We start from the raw sequence: 17,066 nt of genomic DNA on the forward strand, positions 1-17,066 counted from the left end.
GGTGGGACGCGTCGCGTCCCACCCCGTCCGCATGATCGCGGCCCGGGTCGCGGCGCCGTCGACGACCGCGTGGCGCTGGTAGCATCGATCGACCGACAACCTTGAAGTCCGTCCCGTGAGGCGGAGAAGGGAGTCCGCATGGCTGTGCGCACCGTGCTGCAGCAGGCTGACCTCGAACGGGCGCTGACCCGCATCGCGCACGAGATCCTCGAAGCCAACAAGGGCCCCGACGATCTCGTCCTCCTCGGAATCCCCACGCGCGGCGTGGCACTCGCCGAACGCCTGGCGCGGATCATCACCCGCATCGCCGGCGTCGACGTGCCGGCCGGCGCCCTCGACGTGACCATGTACCGCGACGACCTCGGCCGCAATCCGGTCCGCGCGACGCACCCGACCGAGGTGCCGGGCGACGGTGTCGACGGCCGCGTCGTCGTCCTCGTCGACGATGTGCTCTACTCCGGGCGCACCATCCGCGCCGCCCTCGATGCCCTCGCCGACCTCGGCCGCGCCCGCGCCGTCCGCCTCGCCGTGCTCGTCGACCGCGGCCACCGCGAGTTCCCGATCCGCGCCGACTACGTCGGCAAGAACCTGCCGAGCTCCACGCGCGAGCGCATCAACGTGCGCCTCGCGGAGGTCGACGGCGACGACGCCGTGACGATCGAGGGGAGCGACGCATGAGGCACCTGCTCAGCACGCGCGACCTCGCACGCGACGAGGCGATCGCGCTGCTCGACGTCGCGGAGGACATGGCGGCCGTCCAGGAGCGCGAGGTGAAGAAGCTGCCCACGCTCCGCGGCCGCACGGTCGTGAACCTCTTCTTCGAGGACAGCACGCGGACGCGCATCTCGTTCGAGGCGGCCGCCAAGCGGCTCTCCGCCGACGTGATCAACTTCAGCGCCAAGGGCTCCAGCGTGTCGAAGGGCGAGAGCCTGAAGGACACGGCGCAGACCCTGCAGGCCATGGGCGCCGACGGCGTCGTCATCCGCCACCACGCGTCCGGCGCACCGCAGCGCCTCGCCACGAGCGGGTGGATCGACGCGGGCGTCGTCAACGCCGGCGACGGCACCCACGAGCACCCGACCCAGGCGCTCCTCGACGCGTTCACCATGCGGCGACGCCTGCACGGTGCGGCCTCACGCGGTCGCGACCTCGACGGCGTGCGCGTGGTCATCGTCGGCGACATCCTGCACTCGCGCGTCGCGCGCTCGAACGTGTGGCTGCTCGCGACGCTCGGAGCCGAGGTCACCCTCGTCGCCCCGCCCACCCTCGTCCCGGTCGACGTCACCGGCTGGCCGGCATCCGTCGACTACGACCTCGACCACGCGCTCGCCGCCGCGCCCGACGTCGTCATGATGCTGCGCGTCCAGGCGGAGCGCATGCACGGCGCGTTCTTCCCGAACAGCCGCGAGTACGCGCGCACCTGGGGACTCGACGACCTCAGGTTCGGGCGGTTGCCCACGACTACGATGGTGATGCATCCCGGCCCGATGAACCGCGGGTTCGAGATCGCCGCTCGCGTCGCCGATTCCCCCCAGTCCACGGTGCGCGAGCAGGTTGCGAACGGAGTATCAGTGAGAATGGCCGCCCTCTACCTGCTGCTGTCCGGCGAACGGGGTGAGGCCCGATGAGCGAGTCCTTCCTCATCCGCGGCGCCACCCTGCCCACGGGCGAGCGCGCCGACCTCCTGCTGCAGGGCGGTCGCATCGCCGACGTGGGCTCGGTTACGGATGCCGCGGGCGCGACCGTCGTCGACGCCGAGGGCCTCATCGCCCTGCCCGGCCTCGTCGACCTGCACACCCACCTCCGCGAGCCCGGATACGAGCAGAGCGAGACCGTGCTCACCGGCACGCAGGCCGCGGCCGCGGGCGGATTCACGGCCGTCTTCGCGATGGCGAACACCTCGCCCGTCGCCGACACGGCGGGCGTCGTCGAGCAGGAGCTCTCGCTCGGCGAGGCCGCGGGCTACGCCACCGTGCAGCCCATCGGCGCGGTCACGGTCGGACTCCGGGGCGAACAGCTCGCCGAACTCGGCGCGATGGCCGCCTCGCGCGCCCGCGTGCGCGTCTTCAGCGACGACGGCTTCTGCGTCTTCGACCCGCTCCTCATGCGGCGCGCCCTCGAGTACGTGAAGGCGTTCGACGGCGTCATCGCCCAGCACGCCCAGGAGCCCCGCCTCACGCAGGGCGCGCAGATGAACGAGGGAGCCCTGTCGGGCGAGCTCGGCCTGGCGGGGTGGCCCGCCGTGGCCGAGGAGTCGATCATCGCGCGCGACGTGCTCCTCGCCGAGCACGTCGGCTCGCGCCTGCACGTGTGCCACGTCTCCACCGCGGGGTCCGTCGAGGTCATCCGCTGGGCCAAGGCGCGCGGCATCGACGTCACCGCCGAGGTCACCCCCCACCACCTGCTGCTCACCGAGGAACTCATCGCCGGCCGCGGCGACGGGGTCGGTCCGGTCGCCGCGTACGACCCGCGGTTCAAGGTCAACCCGCCCCTGCGCCGCCGGGAGGACGTCGAGGCCCTGCGCGCGGCGCTCGCCGACGGCACGATCGACATCGTCGCGACCGACCACGCCCCGCACCCCGTCGAGGCGAAGGAGTGCGAGTGGGACGCCGCGGCCAACGGCATGGTCGGCCTCGAGTCCGCCCTCTCCGTCGTGCAGCACGCGATGGTCGACACGGGCCTCATCGGCTGGGCGGATGTCGCCCGGGTGCTCTCCGCGGCGCCGGCCCGCATCGGCCGGATCGCCGGTCACGGCGAGCCCGTCGCGGCAGGCTCGGCGGCGGAGCTCACGCTGGTCGACCCCGCGGCGACCGAGGCGTTCGGCACCGAGCGGCTGGCGGGTCGCAGTGTGAACTCGCCGTACCTCGGCCGCACGCTGCCCGGCCGCGTGGTCGCGACCTTCCACCGCGGGGTGCCCACGGTCCTCGAGGGCGTCCTCCGGCCCGCCGACGAGGTGGCTGCGGCATCCGCTCGCGCCGCCCGAGGAGGCGTCGCGTGACCGAGTGGTGGGTCGGCGTGCTCGCCGCCGTGGCGGTCGTGGCCGTGATCGGATTGCTGATGCTGCGTTCGTGGCGACGGCGCGCGGTGCGCGACGAGTCGCTCGGGGCGTACGCGCCGCCGGCCGACCTCGGCGCACCCGTGCTCGAGGTCGAGGCGCTCTACGTCGCGACGACGCCGGAGGCCGAACCGCTCGAGCGACTCGCCGTCGACGGGCTCGCATTCCGCGGCGCCGCGCACGTCGAGGTGCACCCGACGGGGGTTCTCCTCCGGATCGCCGGCGAGGTGCCGAGCTACATGCCGGCCGACCGCATCGCGGGTGCCGGTACGGCCACCTACGCCATCGATCGCGGGGTCGAGCCCGAGGGGCTCGTCGCCCTCACCTGGATCGTGGACGACCGTTCGGACCCCGAGGTCCCGACACGCGTCGACAGCTACCTGCGGTGCCGGTACCCGGGCGACAGCGCCCGGCTCGTCGCCGCCGTGAACGAGATCGCCGCGACGCCCGCCGCGTCGCGGCCCACTGCAGACAACGAAGAGAGCGAGGCGTCGGATGACTGAGACCCCGACCCCGGTCGACGAGCAGGCCGCCCAGGCCGCCGTCGACCTCGACCGTGCCGTCCTGGTCCTCGAGGACGGCACCCGCTACGAGGGACGCGCGTACGGCGCCCGCGGCCGCACGCTCGGCGAGGCGGTCTTCGCGACCGGGATGACCGGATACCAGGAGACGCTGACCGACCCGTCGTACGCCGGCCAGATCGTGCTCATGACGGCGCCGCACATCGGCAACACGGGCATGAACGACGACGACATGGAGTCGGCGAAGATCTGGGTCGCCGGGTTCGTGGTCCGCGACCCCTCCCGCGTCGTGTCGAACTTCCGCTCCCAGCGGAGCCTCGACGACGACCTCGCCGCCGCCGGCATCGTCGGCATCAGCCGGATCGACACGCGGGCGGTCACCCGGCACATCCGGTCGCTCGGCGCGATGCGCGCGGGCGTCTTCTCGGGCGAGGACGCGTACCTCTCACCCGGTGAGCAGCTCGAGCTCGTGCAGGGCGGCGAGCAGATGACCGGCCGCAACCTCTCCGGATCGGTGTCGACGGGGGAGCGGTACACGCTCGACGCCGTCGGCGAGCACGTCGGCTCGGTCGCCGTGCTCGACCTCGGCGTGAAGACGTCGACCCTGAAGTACCTCGCCGAGCGCGGCTTCGACGTGCACGTGCTCCCGCAGTCGGTCACGGCCGAGGAGGTGCTCGAACTGGCGCCCGACGCGCTGTTCTTCTCGAACGGTCCCGGCGACCCCGGGGCGTCCGACCGGCACGTCGACCTGCTCCGCACGACGCTGCGATTGGGCCTGCCGTACTTCGGCATCTGCTTCGGCAACCAGCTCCTCGGCCGCGCCCTCGGGTTCGAGACCTACAAGCTCCCGTTCGGCCACCGCGGCATCAACCAGCCCGTGCTCGACAAGGAGACCGGTCGCGTGGAGATCACGGCGCACAACCACGGCTTCGCCGTCGCCGCGCCCACCGATCGCGTGAGCGACTCGGCCGCGGGCTTCGGCCGCGTCGAGGTCAGCCACGTCGGGCTGAACGACGACGTCGTCGAGGGACTCAACTGCCTCGACATCCCCGCGTTCTCGGTGCAGTACCACCCCGAGTCGGCCGCAGGCCCGCACGACGCGAACTACCTCTTCGACCGCTTCCGCGACATGGTCATCGCGAGCAAGCAGAGCAAGGAGAACGGCGAGTAATGCCCAAGCGCGACGACATCAACTCCGTCCTCGTGATCGGCTCCGGGCCGATCGTCATCGGCCAGGCGGCCGAGTTCGACTACTCCGGCACCCAGGCGTGCCGCGTCCTCCGCGCCGAGGGCGTGCGGGTCATCCTCGTCAACCCCAACCCGGCGACGATCATGACCGACCCGGGCTTCGCGGATGCGACGTACGTCGAGCCGATCACGCCCGAGGTCATCGAGTCCATCATCGTGAAGGAGCGCCCCGACGCGGTGCTGCCGACGCTCGGCGGCCAGACCGCGCTCAACGCGGCCATCGCACTCCATGAGGCCGGGATCCTCGAGAAGCACGGCGTCGAGCTCATCGGCGCCAAGGTCGAGGCCATCCGCAAGGGCGAGGACCGGCAACTCTTCAAGGACCTCGTGATCGCGGCCGGCGCGGATGTCGCCCGCTCGCACGTCGCGACGACCCTCGAGCAGGCGAAGGAGTTCGCCCAGGACCTCGGCTACCCGCTCGTGGTCCGTCCGTCCTTCACGATGGGCGGCCTCGGCTCCGGCTTCGCGTACACGGAGGAGGACCTCGTCCGCATCGTGACGCAGGGCCTGCACGACTCGCCGACCACCGAGGTGCTCCTCGAGGAGTCCATCCTCGGCTGGAAGGAGTACGAGCTCGAGCTCATGCGCGACACGGCCGACAACACCGTCGTGGTCTGCTCGATCGAGAACGTCGACCCGGTCGGCGTGCACACGGGCGACTCGATCACCGTCGCGCCGGCGCTCACGCTCACGGACCGCGAGTACCAGAAGCTCCGCGACATCGGCATCGACATCATCCGCGCGGTGGGCGTGGACACCGGCGGCTGCAACATCCAGTTCGCCGTCGACCCCGCCGACGGGCGCGTCATCGTCATCGAGATGAACCCGCGCGTGTCGCGGTCGTCGGCGCTGGCCTCGAAGGCGACGGGCTTCCCGATCGCGAAGATCGCGGCGAAGCTCGCCATCGGCTACCGCCTCGACGAGATCCCGAACGACATCACGAAGGTGACGCCGGCGTCGTTCGAGCCGACGCTCGACTACGTCGTCGTGAAGGTGCCGCGGTTCGCGTTCGAGAAGTTCCCGGCGGCCGACCCGACCCTGACCACGACCATGAAGTCGGTCGGCGAGGCGATGGCGATCGGCCGCAACTTCACGACCGCGCTGCAGAAATCGCTTCGCTCGCTCGAGAAGCGCGGATCGAGCTTCCACTGGGAAGACGAGCCGCGATCCGTCGACGAGCTGCTCGAGGCCGCGACGGTCCCGACCGACGGGCGCATCGTGCTCGTGCAGCAGGCGCTGCGGAAGGGCGCGACCGTCGAGCAGGCGTTCGAGGCGACGAAGATCGACCCGTGGTTCCTCGACCAGATCGTGCTGATCAACGAGGTCGCCGCGCAGGTCGCCGCCGCCGAGGCGCTCGACACCGACACCCTGCTGCTCGCCAAGGACCACGGCTTCTCCGACGCGCAGATCGGGCAGCTCCGCGGGTTCGGCGAGGCCGATGCGCGCGAGGTGCGCCACATCCTCGGCATCCGACCGGTCTTCAAGACGGTCGACACGTGCGCGGGGGAGTTCCCGGCCCTCACGCCGTACCACTACTCGAGCTACGACCTCGAGACCGAGGTGGCGCCGAGCGAGCGCCGCAAGGTCGTCATCCTCGGTTCGGGCCCGAATCGCATCGGCCAGGGCGTCGAGTTCGACTACTCGTGCGTGCACGCGTCGTTCGCGCTCTCGGACGCCGGGTTCGAGACGATCATGATCAACTGCAACCCCGAGACCGTCTCGACCGATTACGACACCAGCGACCGGCTCTACTTCGAGCCCCTCACGCTCGAGGACGTCCTCGAGGTGATCCACGCCGAGTCGCAGTCCGGCGAGCTCGTCGGCGTCGTGGTGCAGCTCGGCGGCCAGACCGCGCTCGGCCTCGCGAAGGGCCTGGAGGCGGCCGGGGTCCCGATCCTCGGCACGAGCCCCGACGCCATCGACTCCGCCGAGGAGCGCGGCCAGTTCGCGGCGATCCTCGAGAGCGCGGGCCTCGTCGCGCCGCGCAACGGCACCGCGGTCGACCTGCAGGGCGCCGTGCAGGTCGCCGAGCAGATCGGCTACCCGGTGCTCGTGCGCCCGAGCTACGTGCTCGGCGGGCGCGGCATGGAGATCGTGTACGACACCCCGTCGCTCACCGACTACTTCGCGCGCATCGAGGGCCAGGGCATCGTCGGGCCGACGCATCCGCTGCTCGTCGACCGATTCCTCGACGACGCGATCGAGATCGACGTCGACGCGCTCTACGACGGCACCGAGCTGTACGTCGGCGGCGTGATGGAGCACATCGAGGAGGCCGGCATCCACTCGGGCGACTCGAGCTGCACCCTGCCGCCCGTCACGCTCGGCCGCGCCGAGATCGACCGCGTGCGCGAGGCCACCCGCGCGATCGCCGAGGGCATCGGCGTGCAGGGCCTGCTGAACGTGCAGTTCGCGGTCGGCGCGGGCGTGCTCTACGTGCTCGAGGCCAACCCGCGGGCGAGCCGCACGGTGCCGTTCGTCTCGAAGGCCCTCGGCATCCCCCTGGCGAAGGCCGCCTCGCGCATCATGGTCGGCGCGTCGATCCGCGAGCTCGTCGCCGAGGGCATGCTGCCCGAGGTCGACGGCTCCCGGGTGCCGCTCGATGCGCCCGTCGCGGTGAAGGAGGCCGTGCTGCCGTTCCACCGCTTCCGCACCGCCGAGGGCACCATGGTCGATTCGGTGCTCGGTCCCGAGATGCGCTCGACGGGCGAGGTCATGGGCATCGACAAGGACTTCCCGACCGCGTTCGCGAAGAGCCAGCTCGCGGCGTACGGCGGCATGCCGATCTCGGGCCGCGTGTTCGTGTCGGTCTCCGACCGCGACAAGCGCGCGATCATCCTGCCGGTGCTGCGACTGCAGCAGCTGGGCTACGAGATCGTCGCGACCGAGGGCACGGCCGAGGTGCTGCGCCGCAACGGCATCGGCACGGGCACCGTCCTGAAGTTCAGCGAGGCGCACGACGAGTCCGATCCGTCGGTCGTCGAGCTGATCCACCGGGGCGAGATCGACGTGGTCGTGAACACGCCGAGCGGTCGCTCGGCGCGCGCCGACGGGTACGAGATCCGGGCCGCGGCGGTGGCCGCCGACATCCCGCTGTTCACGACGATCGCCGAGCTCTCGGCGGCCGTCGCCTCCCTCGACGCGGTCAAGGGCGGGTTCGAGGTGACCAGCCTGCAGGAGTACGCGAGCCGACGCACGGCCGCGGTGGTCGCGTGACCGCCCCCGTCGCGTTCGGCGATCGCCTCCACGGCGCCCTCGAACGGTACGGCCGACTGTGCGTCGGCATCGACCCGCACGCGTCGCTGCTCGACCAGTGGGGTCTCGACGACACGGCCGCGGGCGTCCGCGAGTTCGGCCTCCGCGTCGTGGGCGCGGCGGCCGGGCGCGCCGGCATCGTGAAGCCGCAGGTCGCGTTCTACGAGCGCCACGGCGCGGCCGGGTACGTCGCGCTCGAGCGGGTCCTCGCCGAGGCGCGCGACGCCGGCCTCCTCGTCATCGCCGACGTCAAGCGCGGCGACATCGGCACGAGCGTCGACGCGTACGGCGAGGCCTGGCTGCGTCCGGGTTCCGGCCTCGAGTCCGACGCCATGACGGTGAGCGCCTACCAGGGGCTCGGGTCGATCGAGTCGGTGATGCGTCGAGCGGATGCCACGGGCAAGGGCCTCTTCGTGCTGTCGGCGACCTCCAACCCGGAGGCCGCCGCGATCCAGCGCGCCGTGCTGCAGCAGTCGAGCCGTGAGGGCTCGACGGTGGCCGGTGCGATCTGTTCGGGCGTGGCGGCCTGGAACGCCGCCCGCGAGGATGCCGCCGACCGGCCGTTCGGATCCATCGGCGTCGTGCTCGGCGCGACCGTCGACCTCGCGGCGTCCGGCATCGACGTCTCGGCAGACCCCGCGGAGCCGGTGCTGCCCGTGCTCGCGCCGGGCTTCGGGCACCAGGGCGCCGACGTCCGCGACCTCGAGGCGATCTACGGCACGCTGTCGGCCGGCGTCATCGTGAGCGAGTCGCGCTCGCTGCTGGGCGCCGGACCCGATGGCATCGCCGAAGCCATCGTGCGCCGGGCCGACGAGATCGGAGCCGCACGTGTCTGACCGCGCCGCGGCATCCGCACCCCCCGAGGTCGACCGCGTCGCCGCCTCGCGCGCGGCGGTCGCCGCCCGTCGCGCGCGCGCCGCGGTGAAGCGCGAGATGGCCGCCGGCGGTCGGAGCCCGCTCGACGTGCTGCGGGCCGCCTACGAGGAGCCCGAGGGCGTGGAGGGCCGCCTCCGGGTGACCGAGTTCCTCACCGCCATCCCCGCGATCGGGCAGACGAAGTGCACCCGCATCATGGAGGAACTCCAGATCGCCGCGTCGAAGCGGCTCGGCGGACTCGGCCGGCTGCAGCGGCGTCGGCTGCGGGAGTTCACGGCCGAGTGGATCGCCGACCACGGCGGCACCGGGGACCGGCTCGTGGTGCTCGCCGGGCCGACCGCGGTCGGCAAGGGCACCGTCGCCGGCTACATCCGGGAACACCACCCCGAGGTGAAGCTGTCGGTGTCGGCGACCACCCGCGCGCCGCGTCCCGGCGAGGTCGAGGGGGAGCACTACTACTTCGTCTCCGACGAGGAGTTCGACCGGATGGTCGAGCGGGGCGAACTGCTCGAGTGGGCGACCGTCCACAACGCGTACCGGTACGGGACCCCGCGACGCCCGGTTGAGGAGGCCATCGCCGCGGGCAGCAGCGTGCTGCTCGAGATCGACATCCAGGGAGCCCGGTCGGTGCGACGCGCCATGCCTGAGGCGACGCTGGTGTTCCTGCTGCCGCCGACGTGGGACGAGCTCGTGCGCCGCCTGGTGGGCCGCGGCACGGAGAGCCCCGCCGAACAGCAGCGCCGACTCGAGACCGCGAAGGTGGAGCTCGCGGCCGTCGAGGAGTTCGATCACCAGGTCGTGAACCACGAGGTCCGCGAGGCCGCGCAAAAGGTCGTAGACTTGATGCGGCCTCGAAAGGGTCGGCGTCATGCTGCCCTCCGCCAAGATCTTCCGCGCACCGAGGGTGCGCCTCACTCGTAAGGAGCCGCCATGGCCGAGAAGCTGTCCGGAATCATCGACCCGCCCATCGACGACCTGCTCTCGAAGGTCGACTCGAAGTACCAGCTCGTGATCTTCGCGTCCAAGCGCGCGCGCCAGATCAACGACTACTACGCCGACCTCCACGAGGGCAGCCTGTTCGACAACGTCGGACCGCTCGTCGACTCGTCGATCGACGACAAGCCGCTCTCGGTCGCCCTCCACGAGATCAACGAGGACAAGCTGCGCCTCCGCCCGATCGGCGAGTAGCCGGCAGGCGCGCATGGCGCTGAACATCGTCGTCGGCATCACCGGCGGCATCGCGGCGTACAAGGCCGTCTCGGTGGTGCGCTCGCTCGTGCTCGCCGGGCACGACGTCCACGTGGTGCCCACCGACTCGGCGTTGCGCTTCGTCGGACGACCGACGCTCGAGGCGATCTCCCGGAACCCGGTGCACACCGACCTCTTCGAGGGGGTCGCCGAGGTGCGGCACGTCGCCATCGGCCAGGCGGCCGATCTCATCGTGATCGCCCCGGCGACCGCCAACAGCATCGCGAAGCTCGCCGCCGGCCTGGCCGACGACCTGCTCGGGAACACCGTGCTGGCCAGCGAAGCGCCCGTCGTCATCGCGCCGGCCATGCACACCGAGATGTGGCGGCATCCCGCCACGCAGGCCAACATCGCCACGCTCCGCGAGCGCGGCGTCACGATCGTCGGCCCGGCGGTCGGGCAGCTCACCGGGTCCGACAGCGGCCCCGGCCGGCTCGAGGAGCCCGACGTGATCGTGCGGGCGGCGCTCGAGGTCGCCGAACGGCGGGGGCTCGACGGGTCTGCTCCGGCCGACGTCGCTCGAGGCGCGCACGACCTGGCCGGACGACGCATCGTCGTCTCGGCCGGTGGCACGCGCGAGCCGCTCGACCCCGTGCGCTTCCTCGGCAACCGCTCGAGCGGCAAGCAGGGGGTCGCGATCGCCGAGGCGGCTGCGGCACGCGGCGCCGAGGTGACGCTGGTCGCCGCGAACCTCGAGGTCGCCGAGCCCGGCGGATGCCGCATCCGCCACGTCTCGAGTGCGCTCGAGTTGCGCGACGCCGTCCGCGAGGCGGCCGTCGGAGCGGACGCGGTGGTCATGGCCGCGGCGGTCGCGGACTACCGTCCGGCCGCCGTCAGCGAGGCGAAGATCAAGAAGGTCGACGGCCAGGACCACCTGACCCTCGAACTCGTCCGCAACCCCGACATCCTGGCCGAGCTCGGCGCGAGCGACCATGACGGCACGCTGCTCGTCGGCTTCGCGGCCGAGACCGAGGCCGACCGCGATCGGCTCCTCGAGCTCGCGCGGGCCAAGCGCCGGGCCAAGGGCGCCGACCTCCTCGTCGTGAACCGGGTCGGCTGGTCGCAGGGCTTCGCGGCCGATGAGAACACGGTCGCGGTCGTCGGCCCCGACGACGCGATCGTCGCCGAGGCGTCCGGCAGCAAGATGTCGGTGGCCCACGGCATCCTCGACGTCATCGCCGGTCGGCTCGCGCCCGGCGCCGCAAGCACGAAGGAACCCCACCCCGCATGAGCGCACTGCGCCAGTTCACGTCCGAGTCCGTCACCGAGGGGCACCCCGACAAGATCTGCGACCAGGTCTCCGACGCGATCCTCGACGCGCTGCTCTCGGTCGACCCGCACGCGCGCGTGGCAGTCGAGACCCTCGTCACGACGGGGCTCGTGCACGTGGCCGGCGAGGTGTCGACGTCCGGCTACGTCGAGATCCCGGCGATCGTCCGCGACCGCATCACGTCGATCGGCTACGACTCCTCCGACGTGTGGTTCGACGGACGGTCGTGCGGCGTGTCGGTGTCGATCGGCGGGCAGTCGCCCGACATCGCGCAGGGCGTCGACCACGCCTACGAGTCGCGCGAGGGCGCGAGCATCGACGAGCTCGACCGGCAGGGCGCCGGCGACCAGGGCATCATGTTCGGCTACGCGGTCCGCGAGACGCCCGAGCTGATGCCGGTGCCGATCTGGCTCGCGCACCGCCTCGCCGAGCGGCTGGCGCGCGTGCGCAAGCAGGGCGAGCTCGACTACCTGCGTCCCGACGGCAAGACGCAGGTGACCATCGGCTACGAGGGGCAGACGGCCCGCACGATCGAGACGGTGGTGCTGTCGACGCAGCACTCGCCGAGCGTCTCCACCGAGCAGCTCCGCGCCGAGGTCGAGGAACTCGTGATCCGGCCCGTGCTCGACACCGTCGAACTGGCCCGGCCCGACCTGAAGGTGCTCATCAACCCGACCGGTCGATTCGAGATCGGCGGTCCGCAGGGCGATGCCGGGCTCACCGGCCGCAAGATCATCATCGACACGTACGGCGGCGCGAGCCGCCACGGCGGCGGCGCCTTCAGCGGCAAGGACCCGTCGAAGGTGGATCGTTCGGCCGCGTACGCCATGCGCTGGGTCGCGAAGAACGCCGTCGCGGCGGGGCTCGCCGACCGCCTCGAGCTGCAGGTGGCCTACGCGATCGGCGCCGCCGCGCCCGTCGGGCTCTACGTCGAGACGTTCGGCACCGGGCACGTGCCCGAGGACCGCATCATCGAGTCGATCCGCGAGGTCTTCGACCTGCGGCCCGCGGCGATCATCCGCGACCTCGACCTGCTGCGCCCGATCTACGCCGACACCGCGACGTACGGTCACTTCGGCCGCGAGCTGCCCGCCTTCACGTGGGAGCGCCTCGACCGCGTCGACGACCTCCGCGCCGCCGCCGGGCTCTGACGTGGCCGGGGGGCCGGTGGCGAGGGTCCTCGTCGACTCGCCCCTGCCGCAGCTGGACCAGCTGCTGGACTACCGGGTGCCCGACCGGCTGGCGCCGTCCGCCGTCCCGGGAGTGCGCGTCCGCGTGCCGCTCCGGTCGGGCGGACGCATCGCCCAGGGCTGGATCGTGGAGCTCGCCGACCGGAGCGAGTTCCGCGGCGAGCTGAGCGAGGTCGAGGGCGTCGTCGGCGACGTGCCCCTGCTCACGCCCGAGCTGTGGCGCCTGGCTCGAGCTGCGGCCGATCGCGCCGCGGGCAACGCGAGCGACATCCTGCGGCTGGCGATCCCCGCCCGCTACGTCCGCGCCGAGAAGGCCTGGCTGGCCGACCCGGGCGACCCGGGGCCGCTTCCCGAGCGTCCCGCGCCGTTCGCCCAGTACGAGCCGGGTCGCCTCGAACGCGGCCTGGCCGGGGGCGAGCGGATGGCGCTCATCGCCGATGCGCGCCCGGTCCGCCTCGCGTCCGGTACCTGGGTGGGCGTGTGGGCGGCCACGCTCGCGACGGCCGCCGCGCACGTCCTCGCCGACGATCGCTCGGCGGTGCTGGCGGTGCCCGACTACCGCGACCAGGAGCAGCTCCAGGCGGCCCTCGCCGAGGTCGTCGATCCTCGCCGGATCCTGCGGACCGACGCCCGGCAGACGGGACAGGAGCGGTACCGTGCGTTCCTCGACTCGACGGGCGATGCGGCCCGCGTGGTCGTCGGCAACCGGTCGACGGTCTACGCGCCCGCGGCGCGGCTCGGCCTCATCGCGGTCTACGACGACGGCGACCCGCTGCACGCGGAGCCGCTGGCACCCGGCGTGCACGCGCGCGACGCCGCGCTCATCCGGCAGGAGCAGTCGGACGCCGCGCTCGTCTTCCTCGGCCACAGCCGGAGCGTCGAGGTGCAGCGGCTGGTGGGGCTCGGGTGGGTGCACGAGGTGCCCCTGCGCCGCGGCATCCGACCCCGGATCGTGCTCACCGAGCAGCAGCCCGCCGCCGCGAGCGGCGGTGCCCGCATCCCCTCGACCGCGTGGCGCGACGCCCAGGAGGCGGTGGCGCAGGGGCCGGTGCTCGTGCAGGTGGCTCGCCCCGGCCACACGCCGATGCTCGTGTGCGACCGCTGCCGCGAGCCGGCGCGATGCACGGCGTGCGGCGGCGCGATCGTCGTGTCGCGAGCGGGCGGAGGTCCGGCATGCACGCTCTGCGGCACGAGCGCCGCCGGGTGGAGCTGCCCGGTGTGCGAGTCGACCGCGCTCCGCGCGGCCGTGGTCGGCGCGAGCCGCACCGCGGAGGAGCTCGGCCGCGCCTTCCCGCGTTCGCGCGTGGTGGTCTCCGACGGCGATCGCCCGATCCTCCGGGTCGGTCCCGAGCCGCAACTCGTGGTGGCGACGCGCGGGGCCGAACCGGTCGCCGACGGCGGCTACCGGGCGGTCCTGCTCCTCGACGGTGAGCGGATGCTGCTGCGCGAATCCCTCCGCGTCGCCGAGGACTGCCTGCGGTGGTGGTCCGATGCGGCGGCCCTCGCGGCTCCGGGCGCACCCGTCCACCTCGTCGGCGTGGGCGGCGCGCTCGGCACCGCGCTCGCGACCTGGTCGCAGCCGGGCTGGGCGGCCGGCGAATTGGAGACCCGGCGGGCCCTGCGGTTCCCGCCGGCGGTCCGGATGGCGTCGGTGTCGTCGTCGCCCGAGCGCCTCGCCCGGGCGCTCGAGCGCATCGGCGCGATCGACGGCGTCGACGTGCTCGGTCCCGTGCCGGCAGAGGAGGGCCTCGAGCGCGCGATCGTCCGGTTCGGGTACGGCGCGGGTGCGGAGGTGGCGGCGGCCCTGAAGGCCGAGGCGATCCGCGCCGCGACCGAGCGGCGGCGACCCGTCGCAGGCCGCCGCCCGGGTCGTCCGCCGACGCTGCGGGTGCGGATGGACGATCCCGACCTGCCGTGACCGGGCGACGACCCGGCTGCCGGACCGGCCGGCGCGGGCCCGCCCGACGGCTGGGATGATGGAGTGTGCCCCAGCTCCGCATCGTCTTCGCGGGAACCCCCGCCGCCGCCGTCCCCTCGCTCGAACGGCTCGCCGCCTCCGCGCACGAGGTGGTGGGCGTGGTCACCCGGCCGCCCGCGCCGCTCGGCCGCAAGCGCGTCCTCACGCCGTCGCCCGTCGCGGCGACCGCGACCCGCCTCGGCATCCCGGTGATCGACGCGGCGCGCCTCGACGACGAGGCCACGGCGCGGATCGCCGCCCTCCGTCCGGACCTCGGCGTCATCGTCGCGTACGGCGGGCTGGTGCGCGAGCCCCTGCTCTCCACGCCCGCGCACGGCTGGATCAACGTGCACTTCTCCGCGCTGCCCGCCTGGCGCGGCGCGGCCCCCGTCCAGCGCGCGCTCATCGCCGGCGACGCGGAACTCGGCGCCTCCGTGTTCCGGCTCGTGCCCGAGCTCGACGCGGGCGACGTCTACGCGGTGCGGACCCGGCCCGTCGAGCCGGGTGAGACGGCCGGGGCGGCGCTCGAGTCGCTCGCGGCATCCGGTGCCGACCTCGTCGCCGACGTCGTCGAGGCGATCGCGGACGGCTCGGCGATCGCCACCCCGCAGCGGGGCGACGCCACGTTCGCGCCGAAGCTCAGCATCGACGACGGCCGCCTCGACTGGACCCGCCCGACCGCCGAGGTCGACGCGCGGTACCGCGGCGTCACCCCGGAACCGGGCGCGCACACCGAGGTCGACGGGATCCGGCTGAAGGTGCTCGAGGCGGGGCCCGCGGCATCCGTCGACCCGCCGCGCCTCGCACCGGGGGAGGTGCGCGGCGAGCGGCGCCGCGTGCTCGTGGGCACGGCCGACGGGGCGCTGGAGCTGCGGCGCGTCCAGCCCGCGGGCCGGACCGCGATGACCGCGGCCGACTGGTGGCGCGGCCTCGGGGTCGACCGGGCGGTGGCCCGATGAGCGCATCGGGCAGCGGTCGCAGCGATCGTCGACCGGCCGGGGGCGGCGGCCGCGGAGGCGGCACGGGTCGGGGCGCACGACCCGATCGCGTGGCGCGCTCCCGCATCGTCGCGTACGAGGTGCTCGAGGCCGTGCGCGACTCCGACGCCTACGCCAACCTGCTCCTGCCGACGCGCATCGAGCGGGCGCGCCTGAGCGAAGCGGATGCCGCGTTCGCCACCGAGCTCACGTACGGCACGCTGCGCATGCAGGGCTTCTACGACGCCGTGATCGCCCTCGCCGCCGGCCGCCCCACCGCGCAGGTGGACCCGCCGGTGCTCGACGTCCTGCGACTCGGCGTGCACCAGTTGCTCGCGACCCGGGTGGCGACGCACGCCGCCGTGAACGAGTCGGTCGCACTCGCGCGGCGCGTCGCTCCGGCGGCGGCCGGGTTCGTGAACGCGGTCCTCCGCACGGTCTCGCGGCGCGAGGCCGATGACTGGCGGAGCCTGGTCGCGGACGAGGCGGGGTCGCCGGACGAAGCGCTCGCGGCGGTCCACTCCCATCCGGTCTGGGTGGTGCGCGCCCTGCGCACGGCGCTCGAGCGGGAGGGACGCGGCGAGGAGCTCGTGGCGCTGCTCGAGGCCGACAACGCCGCACCGCGCGTGAACCTCGTCTCGCTGCCCGGACTGGCGGAGCCGCCCGCCGAACTCGGCGAGCCGGACCGGTACTCGCCCGTCGGCCTGACGGCGCCCGAGCCGCTCCGCCTCGTCGCCGAGCACGACGGCCGCGTGCGCGTGCAGGACGAGGGTTCGCAGCTCGCCGCGCTCGCGCTCAGCCGGGTCGCGCCCGTCCGCCCGGGGGAGCGGTGGCTCGACCTGTGCGCGGGTCCCGGCGGGAAGACCGCGCTGCTCGCCGCCGAGGCGCTCGCCGGCGGCGCGTCGGTCGTCGCGAACGAGGTGGTGCCGGCGCGCGCCGAGCTCGTGCGCCGCGCGGTGGCCGCGGTGCCCGCGGACGTTCCGGTCGACGTCGCCGACGGGCGCGACCTCGATCCGGCCGAGCGCGGTGCTCCGGACGGATTCGACCGCATCCTCCTCGACGCGCCCTGCACCGGCCTCGGCGCGCTGCGTCGGCGACCCGAGGCCAGGTGGCGCAAGGCGCCCGCGGATGTCGCCGAGCTGACCGAACTGCAGGGCGAACTGGCCGACTCGGCGTTCCGGGCGCTCGCTCCCGGCGGCGTGCTCGCGTACGTGACGTGCTCGCCGCACGCCTCCGAGACGCACGGCACCCTGGGGCGCGCGCTCGCGCGGTGGGGTGCCGAGGCCGAGCTGCTCGACACGGCCGACGTGGTGCAGTCGCTGTCGCGGCATCCGCTCGATCTCGCGGGCGACGGCCGGACGGTGCAGCTCTGGCCGCATCGCCACGGAACCGACGCCATGTTCATCGCCCTCGTGCGTCGCGCCGGGTCCGACCGGCCGTCCGGCGACGAGCCCGCTCGATAGGCTGGC

Annotated in this window: 13 protein-coding genes and 1 pseudogene; all 14 read left to right on the plus strand. The window is 73.4% G+C overall.

The annotated features are described in order from the left end of the window. Positions 1–138 precede the first annotated feature (138 nt). The 14 genes and pseudogenes from pyrR (at position 139) to RH861_RS08990 (ending at position 17,060) form a co-directional block, all read left to right on the plus strand. On the plus strand, positions 139–678 hold the full coding sequence (gene pyrR, locus RH861_RS08925) for a bifunctional pyr operon transcriptional regulator/uracil phosphoribosyltransferase PyrR (RefSeq protein ID WP_067947264.1): 540 nt from the start codon (positions 139–141) through the stop codon (positions 676–678). Further along, the gene (locus RH861_RS08930; protein ID WP_310520698.1) at positions 675–1,628 is read left to right on the plus strand and encodes an aspartate carbamoyltransferase catalytic subunit; all 954 of its coding nucleotides are present in this window, start codon (positions 675–677) and stop codon (positions 1,626–1,628) included. Before pyrR ends, RH861_RS08930 begins: the two co-directional genes overlap by 4 nt. Continuing rightward, entirely contained in the window at positions 1,625–2,998 is a 1,374-nt protein-coding gene (locus tag RH861_RS08935) for a dihydroorotase (protein ID WP_310520699.1), read from the plus strand. The genes RH861_RS08930 and RH861_RS08935 overlap by 4 nt, the downstream gene beginning before the upstream one ends. Then, entirely contained in the window at positions 2,995–3,558 is a 564-nt protein-coding gene (locus RH861_RS08940) for a PH-like domain-containing protein (protein WP_310520700.1), read from the plus strand. Before RH861_RS08935 ends, RH861_RS08940 begins: the two co-directional genes overlap by 4 nt. Beyond that, entirely contained in the window at positions 3,551–4,747 is a 1,197-nt protein-coding gene (carA, locus tag RH861_RS08945) for a glutamine-hydrolyzing carbamoyl-phosphate synthase small subunit (RefSeq protein ID WP_310520701.1), read from the plus strand. The genes RH861_RS08940 and carA overlap by 8 nt, the downstream gene beginning before the upstream one ends. Continuing rightward, a complete protein-coding gene (gene carB / locus RH861_RS08950; protein ID WP_310520702.1) occupies positions 4,747–8,040 on the plus strand; it encodes a carbamoyl-phosphate synthase large subunit in 3,294 nt (1,097 codons plus the stop codon). Before carA ends, carB begins: the two co-directional genes overlap by 1 nt. Beyond that, positions 8,037–8,915 (plus strand): orotidine-5'-phosphate decarboxylase, encoded by an 879-nt coding sequence (gene pyrF, locus RH861_RS08955; protein WP_310520703.1) that lies wholly within the window; start codon positions 8,037–8,039, stop codon positions 8,913–8,915. Before carB ends, pyrF begins: the two co-directional genes overlap by 4 nt. After that, entirely contained in the window at positions 8,908–9,876 is a 969-nt protein-coding gene (gene gmk / locus RH861_RS08960) for a guanylate kinase (RefSeq protein ID WP_310520704.1), read from the plus strand. Before pyrF ends, gmk begins: the two co-directional genes overlap by 8 nt. 9 nt (positions 9,877–9,885) lie before the next feature. Then, positions 9,886–10,143 carry a DNA-directed RNA polymerase subunit omega gene (gene rpoZ, locus RH861_RS08965; protein ID WP_067947279.1) on the plus strand — a complete coding sequence of 86 codons (258 nt, stop codon included), beginning with the start codon at positions 9,886–9,888 and terminating at the stop codon, positions 10,141–10,143. A gap of 7 nt (positions 10,144–10,150) precedes the next feature. Further along, positions 10,151–11,434, plus strand: a pseudogene (gene coaBC / locus RH861_RS08970) (bifunctional phosphopantothenoylcysteine decarboxylase/phosphopantothenate--cysteine ligase CoaBC); the annotation flags it as partial. After that, positions 11,431–12,624, plus strand: a complete 1,194-nt coding sequence (gene metK / locus RH861_RS08975; protein WP_067947283.1) for a methionine adenosyltransferase — start codon at positions 11,431–11,433, stop codon at positions 12,622–12,624. The pseudogene coaBC and the gene metK, both read left to right, overlap by 4 nt. A gap of 16 nt (positions 12,625–12,640) precedes the next feature. Continuing rightward, a complete protein-coding gene (locus RH861_RS08980) occupies positions 12,641–14,581 on the plus strand; it encodes a primosomal protein N' family DNA-binding protein (RefSeq protein ID WP_310520705.1) in 1,941 nt (646 codons plus the stop codon). 65 nt (positions 14,582–14,646) lie between these two features. After that, positions 14,647–15,579: a methionyl-tRNA formyltransferase gene (gene fmt / locus RH861_RS08985; protein ID WP_310520706.1), complete on the plus strand. Its 933-nt coding sequence runs from the start codon at positions 14,647–14,649 to the stop codon at positions 15,577–15,579. Between the two features lie 89 nt (positions 15,580–15,668). Continuing rightward, complete coding sequence (locus RH861_RS08990) at positions 15,669–17,060, plus strand: RsmB/NOP family class I SAM-dependent RNA methyltransferase (RefSeq protein WP_310520707.1); 1,392 nt, start codon at positions 15,669–15,671, stop codon at positions 17,058–17,060. The last annotated feature ends 6 nt before the right edge of the window (positions 17,061–17,066 follow it).

This window comes from Agromyces indicus, assembly GCF_031432295.1.
GTDB lineage: Bacteria > Actinomycetota > Actinomycetes > Actinomycetales > Microbacteriaceae > Agromyces > Agromyces indicus.